The sequence below is a fragment of the Caballeronia sp. Lep1P3 genome (assembly GCF_022879595.1).
Classification (GTDB): domain Bacteria; phylum Pseudomonadota; class Gammaproteobacteria; order Burkholderiales; family Burkholderiaceae; genus Caballeronia.
This window is the reverse complement of the sequence record NZ_CP084265.1, coordinates 2,513,544-2,529,932: the sequence shown is the minus strand read 5'-3', so window position 1 is coordinate 2,529,932 and position 16,389 is coordinate 2,513,544. Positions and strand designations below refer to the sequence as shown.

At 65.2% G+C, this 16,389-nt stretch carries 13 protein-coding genes; 4 read left to right on the top strand and 9 right to left on the bottom strand.

Annotation, left to right across the window (positions count from 1 at the left end; genetic code table 11):
• Window positions 1-25: 25 nt before the first annotated feature.
• Window positions 26-523, top strand: coding sequence for a hypothetical protein (locus LDZ27_RS11870; protein ID WP_244814272.1), 498 nt, complete (start codon window positions 26-28; stop codon window positions 521-523).
• Between the two features lies 1 nt (window position 524).
• On the opposite strand, the gene LDZ27_RS11865 is transcribed toward LDZ27_RS11870, so the two are convergent.
• Together LDZ27_RS11865 and LDZ27_RS11860 are read right to left on the bottom strand one after the other, a co-directional pair.
• Window positions 525-1,550: a 2-hydroxyacid dehydrogenase gene (locus LDZ27_RS11865; RefSeq protein ID WP_244814271.1), complete on the bottom strand. Its 1,026-nt coding sequence runs from the start codon at window positions 1,548-1,550 to the stop codon at window positions 525-527.
• Window positions 1,551-1,609: 59 nt separating this feature from the next.
• Window positions 1,610-2,617, bottom strand: a complete 1,008-nt coding sequence (locus LDZ27_RS11860; protein ID WP_244814270.1) for a LysR family transcriptional regulator — start codon at window positions 2,615-2,617, stop codon at window positions 1,610-1,612.
• A 497-nt stretch (window positions 2,618-3,114) separates the two neighbouring features.
• Here LDZ27_RS11860 and aspT (LDZ27_RS11855) point away from each other — a divergent pair, with 497 nt between their 5' ends.
• From aspT (LDZ27_RS11855) to LDZ27_RS11845, 3 genes are all read left to right on the top strand, one after another.
• Window positions 3,115-4,794 carry an aspartate-alanine antiporter gene (gene aspT / locus LDZ27_RS11855; RefSeq protein WP_244814269.1) on the top strand — a complete coding sequence of 560 codons (1,680 nt, stop codon included), beginning with the start codon at window positions 3,115-3,117 and terminating at the stop codon, window positions 4,792-4,794.
• 4 nt (window positions 4,795-4,798) lie between these two features.
• Window positions 4,799-6,490 carry an aspartate-alanine antiporter gene (aspT, locus tag LDZ27_RS11850; protein ID WP_244814268.1) on the top strand — a complete coding sequence of 564 codons (1,692 nt, stop codon included), beginning with the start codon at window positions 4,799-4,801 and terminating at the stop codon, window positions 6,488-6,490.
• A gap of 67 nt (window positions 6,491-6,557) precedes the next feature.
• Window positions 6,558-7,409 carry an aldo/keto reductase gene (locus tag LDZ27_RS11845; protein WP_244814267.1) on the top strand — a complete coding sequence of 284 codons (852 nt, stop codon included), beginning with the start codon at window positions 6,558-6,560 and terminating at the stop codon, window positions 7,407-7,409.
• A gap of 20 nt (window positions 7,410-7,429) precedes the next feature.
• On the opposite strand, the gene LDZ27_RS11840 is transcribed toward LDZ27_RS11845, so the two are convergent.
• From LDZ27_RS11840 to fusA, 7 genes are all read right to left on the bottom strand, one after another.
• A complete protein-coding gene (locus tag LDZ27_RS11840; RefSeq protein ID WP_244814266.1) occupies window positions 7,430-7,849 on the bottom strand; it encodes a hypothetical protein in 420 nt (139 codons plus the stop codon).
• A gap of 77 nt (window positions 7,850-7,926) precedes the next feature.
• Complete coding sequence (locus tag LDZ27_RS11835) at window positions 7,927-10,017, bottom strand: ABC transporter ATP-binding protein (protein ID WP_244814265.1); 2,091 nt, start codon at window positions 10,015-10,017, stop codon at window positions 7,927-7,929.
• A complete protein-coding gene (locus LDZ27_RS11830) occupies window positions 10,014-10,865 on the bottom strand; it encodes an ABC transporter permease (RefSeq protein WP_244814264.1) in 852 nt (283 codons plus the stop codon). The genes LDZ27_RS11835 and LDZ27_RS11830 overlap by 4 nt, the downstream gene beginning before the upstream one ends.
• Window positions 10,862-11,869: an ABC transporter permease gene (locus LDZ27_RS11825; RefSeq protein WP_244814263.1), complete on the bottom strand. Its 1,008-nt coding sequence runs from the start codon at window positions 11,867-11,869 to the stop codon at window positions 10,862-10,864. The genes LDZ27_RS11830 and LDZ27_RS11825 overlap by 4 nt, the downstream gene beginning before the upstream one ends.
• Window positions 11,870-13,531, bottom strand: coding sequence for an ABC transporter substrate-binding protein (locus LDZ27_RS11820; protein ID WP_244814262.1), 1,662 nt, complete (start codon window positions 13,529-13,531; stop codon window positions 11,870-11,872).
• 85 nt (window positions 13,532-13,616) lie between these two features.
• A complete protein-coding gene (locus tag LDZ27_RS11815; protein WP_244814261.1) occupies window positions 13,617-14,120 on the bottom strand; it encodes a cupin domain-containing protein in 504 nt (167 codons plus the stop codon).
• A 99-nt stretch (window positions 14,121-14,219) separates the two neighbouring features.
• Entirely contained in the window at window positions 14,220-16,325 is a 2,106-nt protein-coding gene (gene fusA / locus LDZ27_RS11810; RefSeq protein WP_244814260.1) for an elongation factor G, read from the bottom strand.
• Window positions 16,326-16,389: the final 64 nt, after the last annotated feature.

Below are 16,389 nucleotides of genomic sequence, written 5' to 3'. Positions count from 1 at the left end.
TGGTGTTTTCAAAGTGAAGCCGAACATGGACACGATGGTTGCGTCGACCGCCGCAGAAGCGGTCTGGATCGTCAGGCTAAGGAGCCATCCGCAGTATGACTTCGTGCGCCTGAAGCGGGTTTTCCCGGGCGTGGGCTCGCGCCATCAGGTCGTGCTCGTCGACGTGAAGAAGCTGCTCGAATGCGCAAACCGCGACGACACCGATTACGTGCTCAAGGCCGTCGACGACTGGCACGCGGGCAAGGTGCGCGGCATCCGCGAGTTTCTGGATCCCGACAACCCGCGCGTGCCGGAAATGCCCTACGTGACCATCTGCGTGCGGCGCTCGGCGGGACTGCTCGGGCTTATCGGCGTGCATCGCGAAGGCGTCGTCGCGTTTCGCAACGGGCAGCATCGCGCGAGGTATCTGGCGCACGCGGGGGCGCTGTGCATGCCGGTCGAAGTCCACGAGCGCGAGGCCGATCTGCTGCGCGCCATGTGCGCCGCGCCCGACGAGACGAGCGCGGAATACGGCGAGTTCTGACTCATGCAGGCGGCGCATCGACGACATTGCGCGGTGCGCCGTCCGCCCATGCCTTCAGATTGCCGAGCGTCGTCGTCGCGATTTCGACGAGCGCCTCGCGCGTGAAAAACGCCTGATGCGCAGTGATGATGACGTTCGGAAAGGTGAGCAGCCGCGCGAGCACGTCGTCCTGAAGCAGGCGGTCCGAATGGTCCTCGAAGAAGAGGCCGCCTTCTTCCTCGTAGACATCGAGGCCGAGATGCCCCAGTTGGCCGCTTTTGAGCGCGCCGACGAGCGCATTGCTTTCGACGAGCCCGCCGCGCCCGGTGTTGATGAGCATCGCGCCGGGCTTCATGCGCGCGAGCGCGCGCTCGTCGATCATGTGATACGTGGACGGCAGAAGCGGGCAGTGCAGCGAGACGATGTCCGACTGCGCCAGCAGTTCGTCGAGTTCGACGTAGCGCGCGCCGCGATCGAGCAGGTCCTGCGCGGGCGGGCCGGGATCGTAGGCGAGCACGCGCATGCCGAAGCACGCCATGATATTGCCGAACACGCGCCCGATGATGCCCGTGCCGATCACGCCGACCGTTTTGCCGTGCAGGTCGAATCCCAGCAGGCCGGTGAGCGAGAAGTCGCCGTCGCGCGTGCGGGCGACCGCGCGATGCAGCCGGCGATTGAGCGTGAGGATCATGCCGGCCGCGTGTTCCGCCACCGCATGCGGCGAATAGGCCGGCACGCGCGTCACGGTAATGCCCAGGCGCTTCGCCGCATGAAGGTCGATGTGATTGAACCCGGCCGAGCGCAGCGCGAGCAGGCGCGTGCCACCCGCGTGCAGCTTTTCGAGCACGGTTTCGTCGACGCTGTCGTTGACGAACGGGCAGACGGCCGTGTAACCCTGCGCGAGGATGGCCGTCTGCGCGTCCAGATGCGCTTCCTGAAAGTCCAGTTCCACGCCGAACGCTTCGTTCGCTTGCCGGAAGGTGTCGGCGTCGTACTGGCGGGAGCTGAAGAGAATCAACCGGTTGGTGCGTGCGCGCGTGTCTGTCATCGTTTCGGGCCGTGCGGCGTGGACGTTGAGGAAACCGCGCCGGCCCGGAGCCGGGCGCGTCAGTGCGTTCTCGAAGCCCCCGCGCCCAGGCCAACGTTTGCGGAGGAGGTCTGAAAAGCGGGCGGCGTCTGACGATAGATATCGTCGGGCTTGGCGTTGCCGGCATTGATCTCCTTGGTCAGCCGGTCAAGTGCATAGTCGATGAAAAAGCGCGTCTTTGCCGGCAGATACTGACGTCCCGGATAGACGATCGACAGCTTCATCTCGGGATCGTCCACCGAATAATCCGGCAGCAGCCGCACGAGCGTGCCGTCCTTGATGTCGCCCGCGACGATGCCTTCGGGCAGCACCGAGAAACCCATGTCGCGCAGCGTCGCGAGCCTCACCATCAACGCGCTGTTCACCGAATAGACTGGCGCGAGCGTCACCTGTTCCGACGAACCCAGCCGATGCCTGAAATGCCACGACGAACTGCGGATTTCGTTGGGCAGACCCACGGCCGGCATCTGCTGCAAGTCCGCCGGCGCGGCAGGCATGCCGTGTTCGGCCACGAAAGCGGGCGTCGCGACGGGTATCAGCGCATTCACGCCGATGGGCCGCTCGACGAGCGCCGTGCTCGACACCATGAACGCCGTGACGATGCCGACGTCGTAGCCGTCCTCGACAAGATCAACATGCCGCTCGGCCAGTGTAAGCCGCACGTTCACCTTGGGATACAGCTTCCGAAAGCCGTCGATGAGCGGCGTCAATGTGAGCAGTGAAAGCGCGCTCGATGCGACCACGCGCAATGTGCCGCTCGGTTCTCCCTCGGTATGCGTGACTGCCGATTCAAGATGATCCAGTTCTTCCAGTAATGCGCGGCAGCCCTCCAAATAACGCGTGCCGGCTTCGGTGAGTGAAAGATTGCGGGTCGTGCGGTTAATAAGGCGAGTCCTGAGGTGCGCCTCCAGCATTGCGATCGCGCGTGTGACGAGCGCATTCGATACATCGAGTTGCTGCGCGGCGCGTCTAAAACTTTCGGTGTCCGCGACTCGGACGAAAACGCGCATTGCGTGGATCTGGTTCATCTGAGTGCCCTCTCTCTCTGTTGTGCTACGTGACGTAGGCGCGAATCGAGGTGAGACGCGTCGGCTATTTAAGATGCTTGAATGCATAATATTGACAGAACGAAGATATTGCAATATCAGATTACACATTGACTTGGCAGGTAGAAAAACTTGCCGCACGGCGCTTTCTTGATGCTGCGCGAGATGTCTGCAGAATGATCTTCTCAGCGAAGCGCGTTTTTCGGTAAGAACGTTTCAGTAAGCGGCGTTATGAATGAAGTTGGAATCCGGGAAACCGATAAGAAAGACGAAAATGTCAACGCGCGGGGCGCTTAATTAATATTCGCACCAGACTGGGGCCTTTATAAAGAAAAAAACGGCGTAAAAGCAGCAATAAGATTTCGGTAATCGATTCGGCTTTTCGATTAACCGCGCTGATGCATCAAGAGCAATAATCGATATACGGATTCCGCACTATCGCCTGTTTTGTTTGCAGGAACGGAAAGGGTGATCGAACCATGTCTGGACATCTTCTGTCGACGCAGCCGGAAATTGCGTTATTCGCAAGTCTGGCAATCGGGTTCTTTATCGGGTCATTCAAGTTGGGGCCCATTCAGCTCGGCGGCGTTTGCGGCACGCTCATCGTCGCGCTGATTCTCGGACAAAGCGGCGCGCGCGTATCGCCGGATCTGAAGAACATTGCATTCGCCCTTTTTATCTTCGCGCTCGGATTCACTGGCGGTCCGCAATTCTTCGCCAACATCGGGCGCGGCTGGCGCTACGGCGCGCTCTCGCTTGTCGAGGTCATCGTGGTCGTCGCGCTCGTCCTGGGCATCGCGGCGATGCTCAAGCTCGACCCCGGCACGGCGGCTGGCCTGCTCGCGGGAGGCGCGACGGAGTCCGCGGTCATCGGCACGGCGTCGGAAGCCGTCGCGCGGCTCGGTCTGCCTCCCGCGGACATCGCGCGCCTGCAGGCGAACATCGTGACCGCTTACAGCGTGAGCTATCTCTTCGGGCTGGTCACGATCGTGCTCTTTTCGAGCCAGTTCGCGCCGCTTCTGCTGCGCGTCAACCTGCGCGACGAAGCCGAGCGCGTCTGGCGCAAGCTGGGCGGTGACGGCGCGCTCGCGCAGGGACAGACGCCCGCCGTGTCGCCGCTCGCCGCGCGCGAACTCAAGGTCGACGGGGCGGCCGGCTCGAGTATCGGCGAACTCGAAAAGCGCTTCGGCAACAACGTGAGCGTGCAACGCGTGATGCGCGACCGCTCGCTCATCCGCAGCCAGCCATCGGTGACGCTCAAGGCGGGCGACCGCATCGTCGTCGCGGGGCGGCGCGAGGCGCTCGTCGAGGCCATTCCGTGGATCGGCGAAGAAGTGTTCAACGGCGGCGGCGACGTCTTCGTCGAAAAAGCCGACGTGATGCTCACCAACCGCGCGATGCATGGCCTGACGCTCGCGCAGGCCCGCGCGCGCGCCAATCCGGCGGAAGGGCGCGGCGTGTTCGTCGCCGCCGTGACGCGCCTCGACAGCACCGTTCCCGCGCTGCCGGGCACGCAGGTGCAGCGCGGCGACGTGCTGACGCTCGTCGGCAACAAGGAAGACGTGGCGCGCGGCGCGGCCAAGCTCGGCTATCTCATCCCCGCGACGCAGAAGACCGACTTCGTTTTTCTCGGGCTGGGCGTGCTCGCCGGCATCGCGCTCGGGCGGCTCTCGGCGCGCGTCGGCGGCATCGATCTGTCGCTCGGAACGGGCGGCGGCTGCCTGCTCGCCGGGCTCGTGTTCGGCTGGATCCGCTCGCGCTATCCGGTGATCGGCTCGCTGCCGTCCGCCGCCGCGCAGATTCTCAAGGACTTCGGCCTGTGCACGTTCATCGCGGCGGTGGGCCTCTCGGCGGGCGCGGACGCGCTGCGGCTCGTGCGCGAGTTCGGCATCGCGCTGCCGGTGGCGGGCATCGTCATCACGCTCGGGCCGGCGCTCGCGTCGCTTTTCATCGGGCGCGCGCTGCTCAAGCTCGAAGTGCCGATGCTGCTCGGCGCGATCGCCGGCCAGCAATGCAGCACGCCGGCGATCAGCGCGCTCGTCGGCGTGACGGGAAACGCGACGCCCGTCATCGGCTATACGATCACCTACGCGATCTCCAACGTGCTGCTGCCGCTGCTCGGGCCGCTCGTCGTCGGGCTCGTGAGCAAACTGGGCTGAGCACATGGACTGGCTACACGCGGTGTTCCAGAAGTCGCCGGAGACGGCGCTGTTCCTGTCGCTGGCGGCGGGCTATCTCATCGGCCAGATCAACTTCGGCAAGTTTCAGCTCGGCGGCGTCGGCGGCTCGCTGATCGCGGCGGTCGTCGTGAGTCAGGTCGGCGTGCAGATCGACAACGGCGTGAAATCCGTGATGTTCGCCGTGTTCATCTACGCGGTCGGCTACGACTCCGGGCCGCAATTCTTCAACTCATTGAACCGCCGCACGCTGCGCGAGATCGCGATGGCCGTGTTTCTAGCGGTGACGGCGCTCGTCACCGTGATCGTCTGCGCGAAAGTTTTCGGGCTGAACAAGGGGCTGGCGGCGGGGCTCGCGGGCGGCGCGCTCACGCAGTCGGCGATCATCGGCACGGCAGGCGACGCGATCGCGCGGCTCGGACTGTCCGCCGCCGAAACGAAGGCGCTGCAGGCGGATGTGGCGATTGCCTACGCGGTCACCTACGTGTTCGGCTCGCTCGGCGCGATCATCGTGTGCGTGAACATCCTGCCGAAGTTCATGGGGCGGGGGCTTCGCGAGGCGGCTATCGAAGCGGAAAAGTCGCTTGCGGGCGATGCCGCCGGTCCCGCGCCGGGGCAGGTTTCAGTTCTTCCGTCGCTCGTCGGGCGCGCGTATCGCGTGATGCCGGGCGGCGGGGCGGGGCGCACGGTCGCGCAGATCGAAATGGCCGAGGACGACTCGATCACCGTCGAGCGCATCCGGCGCGCGGGCCGTGCGGTGGAGCCGCGGCCGGACGTGATGCTGGACGCGGACGACATCGTGCTCGTCGTCGGGCGGCGCGAAGTGATGGTCGGCGCGACGGCGCGCATCGGCGAGGAAGTCGCGGACACGGATGGCATCAGCGTCATCATGCAGAGGCGCGAGGGCGTGTTCGCGAAGCGCGGCATGAACCGCACGACGATCGCCGCCGTGCGCGCGACAGTGGACCGCGAGATGCGCCACGGCGTCTATCTCCAGGCCATTTCGCGCGCCGGCATGCCGCTGCCGGTGCTGCCCGAAACGCGGCTGGAACACGGCGATGTCCTCACGTTCTACGGCTCGCCGCAGGACACCAAGCGCGCCGTCGATGCCGCTGGTTACGAGCTGCCGTATTCCAACAAGACGGACTTCATCTATATGGGCGTCGGCATCGTGATCGGCCTGCTGATGGGGCTCGTCGTCGTGCGCGTGGGCGGCATTCCGATCACGCTCGGCTCGGGCGGCGGCTGCCTGCTCGCGGGACTCGTTTTCGGCTGGATGCGCGGCAAGCATCCGATGTACGGCGTGATGCCGCCGGCCGCGTCGCAATTGCTGAAGGACTTCGGGCTTGCCGCGTTCGTCGCCGTGGTCGGGCTGAATTCGGGCTTGCAGGCGGTCGTCACCGTCAAGGAGAGCGGCCTCAGCCTCTTTCTGCTCGGCGTGTTCGTGACGCTGTTTCCGTTGCTGCTCACGATGCTCTTCGGGCGCTACGTGCTGCGCTACGACAACGCCGCCGTGTTCGCCGGCGCGCTGTCGGGCTCGCGAAGCGCGAATCCCGCGTTCGGCGGCGTGCTCGAGAAAGCAGGGAGCCCGGTGCCGACTGCCGCGTTCGCGGTGACGTATGCGCTTGCTAATGTGCTGTTGACGCTGCTCGGGCCGCTGGTTGTGGGGCTGGTTTGAGACGCGGCACCGGATTCGCTTTCCTTCCCCCTGCGCCATAATCGCCGGGCGAACAAGGAGGCTTCTCATGGCGAATGCGAATACCTTACCTGCCGTCACGCTCCCCGGCGGCGAAGCGATTCCCAAGCTCGGTCAGGGCACCTGGGAAATGGGCGAACGCCCTAACGCGCGCAAGGCGGAAATCGCCGCATTGCGCGAGGGCGTCGAACTCGGAATGACGCTCATCGATACCGCCGAGATGTACGGCGACGGCGAGAGCGAAAAGCTCATCGCAGAGGCGCTATCGGATATGCGCGACGATGTGTTCATCGTGAGCAAGGTGTATCCGCATAACGGCAGCGAGCGCGGCGTGCAGGCGGCATGCGAGCGCAGCCTCGCGCGCCTGAAGACCGATCGCATCGATCTGTACTTGCTGCACTGGCGCGGCGGCGAGGATTTGGAGGGCGTCGTGGCGGGCTTCGACAAGCTGAAGCGCGACGGCAAGATCCGGCATTGGGGCGTGAGCAACTTCGACACCGGCGACATGGAAGAACTCTTCTCGCTCGACGGCGGCGACGCCTGCGCGACGAATCAGATTCTCTATAACGTCGCGAGGCGCGGTGCGGAATTCGATCTGCTGCCGTGGCTGCGCGAACGCGGCTTGCCCGCGATGGCGTATAGCCCCGTCGATCATGCGCGGCTGCCGCGCGGCGGCGCGCTCGAGAAAATCGCGAGCGCGCGCGGCGTGTCGGCGTTTCAGATCGCGCTTGCGTGGGTGCTTCAGCAGCCGGGCGTCTTCGCTATTCCGAAGGCCGCGGACGTCGCCCATGTGCGCGAGAATCGCGCGGCGCTCGACATTTGCTTGTCGCCGCAAGAACTCGCCGACATCGATCAGCAGTTCAAACCGCCGAAGTCGAAGCGGCCGCTGGAAATGCTGTAGGCGCGCCGCCGCTCGGAACGCTACGAGCACGCATGGTGGCCGTGCACCGAACCGAGCACCGCGACTTCCGCCGGCGTGCGGCGCAAATCCGCTTCGCTGACCTGCTTCGCGTCGGCGAGGAAGTCGTCGACGATCGACGACACGCTCGTGTCCGTCAGGCACAGCGAGACGCGCTTCGCCTCGTCGGGCGGCAGCGAGGCGCGCTGCGAGAGAAACAGCACGCCGTACTGATAGCCCCGCACGATGCCGCGCACTGCGCCCACGCATTGCCCTTGCGCCGCGTTGTCGCTCTTCTGGCTGCATTGCTGCGCGAGCGACCACGCGGAGAAGGTCGGATCGGATGCGCCGGGCGTCGGGGCCGGCTGCGCGTGAACGCCAACGGCCGTGCAAAGCGTGAGCGAAGCAGAGAGTGAAGCGGCGAGCGAGAGAGCGCGTTTCATCGTGTGAGTCCTCTTGTTGTATGACGTGAACCCGTGAGAGGCGATGCGGCGCGCTTTGGTTCCGGCGATGGCGCTCGTCACGTCACGCCCGCGCGCGATTGCAGCGCGCGCAGTTCATCGACGGGAATGTGGCAATGAATCGTGTGGCCGTTGCCGGCATCGCGATCGGGCGGGGTCTCGCGCTCGCAGATTTCGCCGATCTTGCGCGGACAGCGCGTGTGAAATACGCAGCCCGAAGGCGGATTCGCCGCGCTCGGCAACTCGCCCGATAGCCGGATGCGCTTGCCGCGCGCGCGCGCGTCATCGAGCGATGGCGCCGACGACAGCAGCGCCTCCGTGTACGGATGCTGCGGGCCATCGAAGACATCGGCGGCGCGGCCGATTTCCATGATCCGCCCGAGATACAGCACCGCGATGCGGTCCGACAGATACCGCACCACATGCAGATCGTGTGAGATGAACACATAGCTCACGCGCCGCTCGCGCTGCAAGTCGGCGAGCAGGTTGAGGATCGCGGCCTGCACGGACACATCGAGCGCGGACGTCGGCTCGTCGCACACGACGACGCGCGGATCGCCCGCAAACGCGCGCGCAATCGCGACGCGCTGCTTCAGTCCGCCCGAGAGCTGCCGCGTGCGCGAGCTCAGATAGCGTTCGGGCAGGCGCACGGCTTCGGTCAGCGCGTGCAGCCGCTTTTCTTTCGCTTCGCCGTGCAGCGCGCCGAGCTTCGAGAGCGAGCGCGCAATCAGCCGCCGCACGGAATGCGCGCGATTCAGCGCCGAATCCGGATTCTGAAACACGATCTGCAGCGACTTCACCTGCTCGCCGCTGCGCCGCGTGACGCGCTCGGCGAGACGCTTGCCGTCGAGTTCGAGCGTCGCGCCTTCGTCGGGCGACACGAGGCCGAGAAGCAGCTTCGCGAGCGTGGTCTTGCCGCTGCCCGATTCGCCGACGAGCCCGAGCGTTTCGCCCTGCATGAGATCGAGCGAGACATCGTGGACGGCGCGCACGTCTTCGTCGCCGACGCGGAATGTTTTCGACACATGACGCGCGGAGAGCGCGAATACGTCGGACGGCGTGTCGCCGGGAATCGGCGAGGCCAGCGGCGCGGTGCCCGCAGAACGCGGCAGGGTTTCGGCGCGCTCGTGGTAGTGGCAGCGCGCCATCTGATCGCCGTGCAGCGAGGCCACGCGATACGGCGGCGGCGCGTCCTTCACGCAGCGCTCGTCGGCGAGCTTGCAGCGCGGCGCGAAAATGCATCCCTGCGTGACCGATCCCGGCAGCGGCAGCGAGCCGGGAATCGTATCGAGTCGGCCGCTTTCCTTGCTGCGCCCGCTCGTCGGCAGACAGCGCAAGAGGCCGACCGTGTACGGATGACGCGGCTTCGCGAACACATCGGCGGTTGCGCCTTCTTCGACGAGACGTCCTGCGTACAGCACGCCGACGCGGTCGCACATGCGCCCGATCACCGCGAGGTTATGGCTGATGAAAAGCACCGCCGTGCCGAGTTCCGCGCGCAACTGCGCGATGAGATCGAGCACGTCGGCTTCGACGGTGGCATCGAGCCCGGTCGTCGGTTCGTCGAGGATCAGGAGTTCGGGATTGCACGCGAGCGCCATCGCGATGACGACGCGCTGCTGCATGCCGCCCGACAACTGATGCGGATAGCTCTCCATCACGCGCTCCGGGGACGCGATGCGCACGCGGCGCAGCATGTCGGCGGTGCGGGCGAGGGCGTCGGCGGCGGATGCGCCCGCCGCTTCGAACGCCTCGGACACCTGCCGCGCGATGGTCAGCGACGGATTGAGCGCGCGGCCGGGGTCCTGATAGACCATCGACACGGCGTTGGCCCGCAGCGCGCGCAGTTGCTCGGCGGGAAGCGCGGACACGTCGCGTCCGCCGATCGAGACGCGGCCCGCCTTCACGCGGCCGTTGCGCGGGAGATAGCGCAGGATAGCGAGCGCGGCCGTCGATTTGCCGCAGCCCGATTCGCCGACGAGCCCATACGCCTCGCCGCGCCGCACGCGCAGCGTAACGTCCTGAAGGACGTCGCGTTCATGCCAGCGCGTGCGGTACGCGACCGTCAGGCCGACGACGGTGAGCGCGTCGGTTTCTGCGCCCTTGGACGCGCCGAACGCGGGAAAAGCCGATGGCGGCGGTCCGTTCATCGGTCGAGCACTCCTTGCACGGCATCCGCGACGAGGTTCACCGCGACCACGAGGGACGCAATCGCGGCAGCGTCGTACACGACGGTCCACCACGCGCCGCCCGCCATCAGTGTGTAGCTTTCGGAAAGCGCGAGGCCCCAGTCGGCGGAAGGCGGCTGAATGCCGAAGCCGAGAAACGAGAGCGTCGCGACCGCGAAGATCGCGTAGCCGAGGCGCACCGTGGCTTCCACGATGATCGGCGGCAGCACGTTCGGCAGTATTTCCGCGAACATGATGTAGAACGCGTTCTCGCCGCGAAGCTGCGCCGCGAGCACGTAGTCCAGATGGCGCTCGCCGAGCACGGCCGCGCGGACCATGCGCGCGGTGATCGGCGCGAAGGTGAGACCGATGACGAGAATCACCGTCGTGTTGCTCGCGCCGACCGCCGCGAGCGCGAGCAGCGCGACGATGACGAGCGGCAGTGCGAGCAGGGCATCGATGACACGGCCGACGATCGCATCGACCCATCCGCCGAAGTAGCCGACGATGAGTCCCAGCGCCGCGCCCGCCGCCGTGCCGAGCAGCGTCGCGAGCGGCGCGATGGTGAGAATGTCGCGGGAGCCGACGATCACGCGCGCGAACACGTCGCGGCCGAGCTGATCGGTGCCGAACCAGTGATCGGCGGAAGGCGCGGCGAGCGAGTTCAGCGGGTCCGACGCGTAGGGATCGTGCGGAACGAGCCAGTGCCCGAAGAGCGCGCAGACGATCCAGAACAGCAGCATGAGCACGCCGACATCGAAGGAAGGCGAGCGAAGCAGTGCGCCGAGCGCGTCGAAGCGCCGCGGTTTCGCGAGCGTGACCGTGCTCATCGCGCGCCTCCGGTGCGCAGGCGCGGATTGAGCACGACGTAGAGCGCATCGGCAATCAGGTTCGCCGCCGTGTAGATCACGCCGATGGTCAGCACGCCCGCTTCGAGCATCGGAAAGTCCTTCGCGCGCGCCGCGTTGTAGATCAGCGAGCCGATGCCCTGATAGTGAAAGAGCGTCTCCACGACGACGAGCCCGCCGATCATGTAGCCGAGCTGCGTCGCGGCGACCGTCACCGTCGGCAGGAGCGCGTTGCGCAGGACGTGCCGCAGGATCACGACGCGGCGCGGCAAGCCCTTCAGGATCGCGGTGCGCGTGTAGTCGGCGTCGAGCGCTTCGACGGTGCCGGCGCGCGCCATCCGCGCGATATAGCCGAAGAACACGAAGACGAGCGGCAGCACCGGCAGAACGAGATGCTTCAGTTGCAGCAGAAAACCGGCGCCGGCGGGCGCGGCCGCTTCGATCGGCAGCCATTGCAGCCAGACGCCGAAAATCAGGATCAGCACGATCGACGAGACGAATTCCGGCACGACCGTCGCCGTCAGTCCGCCGATGCTCAGGAAGCGGTCGATGAAACGCCCCGCGTTGAGCGCCGCATATACGCCGCCCGCGATGCCGAGCGGCACCACGACCACGAACGCGAGCGCGCCGAGCTTCGCCGAATTCCACAGCGCGCCGCCGATGAACGGCGCCACGGGTGCGCGAAACGCGTACGACTCGCCCATGTCGCCGCGCAGGAAGTGCGTGATCCAGCCGGTGTATTGCGCAAGCAGCGGCCGGTCCACGCCGAGTTGATGATTGAGCGCCGCGACGGCGCGCGCATCGGCGAGCGGGCCGAGAATCGCGCGGCCCACGTCGCCGGGAAGCAACTGGCCGCCGGCGAAGACGATCATCGAAAGAAGCCAGAGCGTCACGAGCGCAAGCAGCACGCGCACGCCGACGAAGCGCACGACGCGCCGCAGTCTCGCGAACTCAGCGACGCGCGCCGCCGGCATCATCGTGCTCATTTAGGCGCTCACCGTCGCGCGGTCGAACCACATCTGCGAGATCGCGTTGAAGCGCACGCCGGAGACGTTCGCGCGCGTGACGATCAACTGGTCGTAGAAGTACGGGATCACGACGGGCGTTTCGTCGAGCAGAAGGCGCTGGATTTGCCCGGAAACTTTCTTTTGCGAGGCGACATCGAGCGCCGCGACGAACTGCGCGACGAGCTTGTCGTATTCCGCGTTTTTGAAATGCGCCGCGTTCCATGTGCCGCTGCTCGTGAGCGGCGCGTTCAGGAACACGTTCGGCACGCCGCGATGCCCGTAATCGGTGATGCCGAGCGGCGAATCCAGCCAGTCCGACTTGCCGAACGTGCCCGAGCCGTAATACAGGTCCTGGCTTTCCACCTTGAGCGCGATGCGAATGCCGATTGCCTTCGCCGCGTTCTGCACGACGACCGCGAGATCGGGAATCTCCATGTACTTTTCGGTCGTCAGCGTGATGTCGAAGCCGTTGCCGACGCCCGCTTCGCTCATCAACTGCTTGGCCTTCGCGACATCGACGCGGCGCTGCGGCACCGTCAAATCGCTCGACGGGAAGACGGGCGCGAACGGACTGTCGTTGCCGACCACCGCGCGTCCGCGAAAGAGGCCCTTCACGATGACTTCGCGATTGATCGCGAGCGCGAGCGCCTGACGCACGCGCTTGTCCTTGAACGCGCCCATGTCGCAGCGCATGTGAATCTGCCGATGCGAACTGGATTTCGCGCCCAGCACCTTGAACTGCGGGTTCGTGAGCATCGAGACGCCGCCTTGCACCGTGAAGTCGCCCATCACGTCGGCCTGACGGCCTTGCATCGCGAGGAGCTGCGCCTGCTGATCGGCGTAGAACGAGAAGTTGACGCGGTCGGGCAGCGACTTCTCGCCCCAGTAATCCGGATTGCGCACGAACGACGCGCCCACTTTCGGCGTGTACTTTTCGAGCTTGAGCGCGCCCGTTCCCATGAACGACTTTTCATACGAGCCGCTGAAGTTCGCCGGGAGGATGACCGCGTTGTAGTTGTCCGACGAAACGTAGTAGGGGAAATTGCCGTTCGGCCCATCGAGATGGAACTCGACGGTGTGATCGTCGACGGCCTTCGCCGAGTTCTTCGAGAGCACGCCCTTCAGCACCGAGAGCGCCGCCGATCCCGCGCCCGGATCGGCGAGGCGGTTGAAGGTCGCGGCGACGTCCTTCGCGGTCATCGTCTGGCCGTCGTGGAACTTGACGTTCGGACGCAGCTTGAAGGTCCACACGTCGCCCGTCGCATTCGACGACCACGAGAGCGCGAGCGCCGGGCGCAGCGTGAGCGTCTGACTGTCGTCGTCGATCAGGAATTCGCCCGTCTGATTGATGAGCACGAGACCGGCGGCGTCCGTCACCGTGAGCGGATCGACGGCGCCCGCGGGCGTCATGTGCGCGACGCGTATCGTGCCGCCGGGCTTGGCCGCACCCTGCGCGCGCGCGGCCGGCATGCCGAAAAGCCCGCCCGCCGACAGCGCCATGCCGAGCACGCTCGCATGCCGCAGCAACTCGCGGCGCGTGAGCCGGCCGGCTTTGAATTCGTCGATCGCGTGATTGCCGAGTTCGCCTGCGCCTGCGCGCGCGAGTTCGAAGTGATGCGCGTCCGTCGATGCTTTTTTCATCGGGAAGGGTTCCGTGTGCGGTGTTGTCGTTGTCCGGCCGCCTCGCGGACGCCGACGCGGTGCGGTAGCAAGGCGCGCGCCGGCTTCAGTGGTCGTGCGGTTTGTCGTGCGGATGGTCGTGCGGATCTTTATGAATCGGATCGATCCAGAGCACTTCCTCCGGCGCCTCGACTGCATCGATATTCAGGTTGACGACGACCGCCTCGTTGTCGCTTCGGACCAGCACGCATTCGAGCGGCTCGTCCGTGCTCGCGTTGATTTCCTGATGCGGCACATAGGGCGGCACGAAGATGAAATCGCCCGGTCCGGCTTCAGCCGTGAATTCGAGGTGCTCGCCCCAGCGCATGCGCGCCTGTCCGCGCAGGATGTAGATCACGCTTTCGAGCGCGCCGTGGTGATGCGCGCCGGTCTTCGCGTTCGGATGGATCGTGACCGTGCCCGCCCAGATTTTCTGCGCGCCGACGCGCGCCGCGTTGATCGCCGCCGCGCGGTTCATGCCCGGCGTCTGCGGGGTGTTGGTGTCGAGCTGATCGCCCTTGATGACCCTGACGCCGTTTTCGCGCCAATCGATGTGATGTGCGTCGCTCATGATGGCTCTAACGCTCTGGTCCGCGGATAAAAAAAGTCCGTTGCCGCCACCAACACGAAGCGCACAACGGACTTCCGATATTACACGCCTATGTCGCGATCATTTCCCCTTCGAGTTGATGATCGCTTCGGACACGTTGTTCGGCGTCTCGGCGTAGTGCTTGAACTCCATCGTGTAGGTGGCGCGGCCCTGCGTCAGCGAGCGAAGGGACGTGGAATAGCCGAACATCTCGGCGAGCGGCACCTCGGCGCGCACGATCTTGCCGCCGCCGCCCGCGATGTCCTCCATGCCCTGCACGATGCCGCGCCGGCTCGACAGATCGCCCATCACGTTGCCCATGAACTCCTCGGGCGTTTCGACTTCGACGGCCATCGTCGGTTCGAGCAGAACGGGCTTGGCCTTGCGCATGGCTTCCTTGAAGGCAATCGAGCCGGCCATGCGGAACGCGTTTTCGTTGGAATCGACATCGTGGTACGAGCCGAAAGTCAGCGTGACCTTCGTATCGACGACCGGATAGCCCGCGAGCACGCCCGACTTCAGCGTTTCCTGAATGCCCTTGTCCACCGCCGGAATGTATTCGCGCGGAATTACGCCGCCCTTGATCTGATCGACGAATTCGTAGCCCTTGCCCGGATGCGGCTCCAGCGAAATCACCGCATGACCGTACTGGCCGCGCCCGCCTGACTGCTTGACGAACTTGCCTTCGACATCCTCGATCTTGTTGCGCACCGTTTCGCGATACGCGACCTGCGGCTTGCCGACGGTCGCCTCCACGCCGAATTCGCGCTTCATGCGGTCGACCAGAATTTCAAGGTGCAGCTCGCCCATGCCGGAGATGATCGTCTGGCCGGATTCTTCGTCGGTCGCGACGCGAAACGACGGGTCTTCCTGCGCGAGACGATTCAGCGCAATGCCCATTTTTTCCTGATCGGCCTTCGTCTTCGGCTCGACGGCCTGCGAGATCACCGGCTCCGGGAAAATCATCCGTTCGAGAATGATGACGTTCGCCGGATCGCAGAGCGTGTCGCCGGTCGTCGCTTCCTTCAGGCCGACCGCCGCCGCGATGTCGCCCGCGCGCACTTCCTTGATTTCCTTGCGCTCGTTCGCGTGCATTTGCAGAATCCGGCCGAGGCGCTCCTTCTTGTCCTTCACCGGATTGAAGACCGTATCGCCCGAATTCACCACGCCCGAGTACACGCGGAAAAAGATCAACTGGCCGACGAACGGGTCGGTCATGATCTTGAAGGCGAGGGCGGAGAACGGCTCGTCGTCGCTCGGATGGCGCTCCGCTTGCTGGTCGTCCTCGGTGTGGCCGAGGATCGCGGGTACATCCACCGGCGAGGGCAGATAGTCGATCACCGCGTCGAGCATCGCCTGCACGCCCTTGTTCTTGAACGCGCTGCCGCAGAGCATCGGCACGATCTCGTTCGCGATGGTGCGCTTGCGGATGGCCGTCTTGATCTCGTCCTCGGTCAGGCTTTCGTGGTCGTCGAGATACTTTTCGAGCAGTTCCTCGCTCGATTCGGCGGCCGCCTCGACCATCTTCTCGCGCCATTCGTGCGCGAGGTCCTTGAGGTTCTCGGGAATCTCTTCGTAGGTGAACTTGATGCCCTGGCTATCGTCGTCCCAGACGATCGCCTTCATCTTCACGAGATCGACTACGCCCTGAAAGTGGTCTTCCGCGCCGATCGGAATCTGGATCGGCACGGCCACGCCCTTCAGACGCTCGCCGATCTGCCGCTGAACGCGGAAAAAGTCCGCGCCGACGCGATCCATCTTGTTGACGAACGCAATGCGCGGCACCTTGTACTTGTTCGCCTGACGCCACACGGTTTCCGATTGCGGCTGCACGCCGCCGACGGAGTCGTACACCATGCATGCTCCGTCGAGCACGCGCATGGAGCGCTCCACTTCGATCGTGAAATCGACGTGTCCCGGCGTATCGATAATGTTGATGCGATGCTCGGGATAATTGCCGGCCATGCCCTTCCAGAAGGCGGTCGTCGCGGCGGAGGTGATCGTGATGCCGCGCTCCTGCTCCTGCTCCATCCAGTCCATCGTCGCCGCGCCGTCGTGAACCTCGCCGATCTTGTGAGTCACGCCGGTGTAGAAAAGGATGCGCTCGGTCGTAGTGGTTTTGCCGGCATCGATGTGAGCGCTGATTCCGATATTCCGATAGCGCTCGATGGGAGTCTTGCGGGGCACGTGAACCTCCTGTGGGAATTGTCGACCCGACCGGCGTTTCAGGCCCGGTCCGGCTTCATGCGAT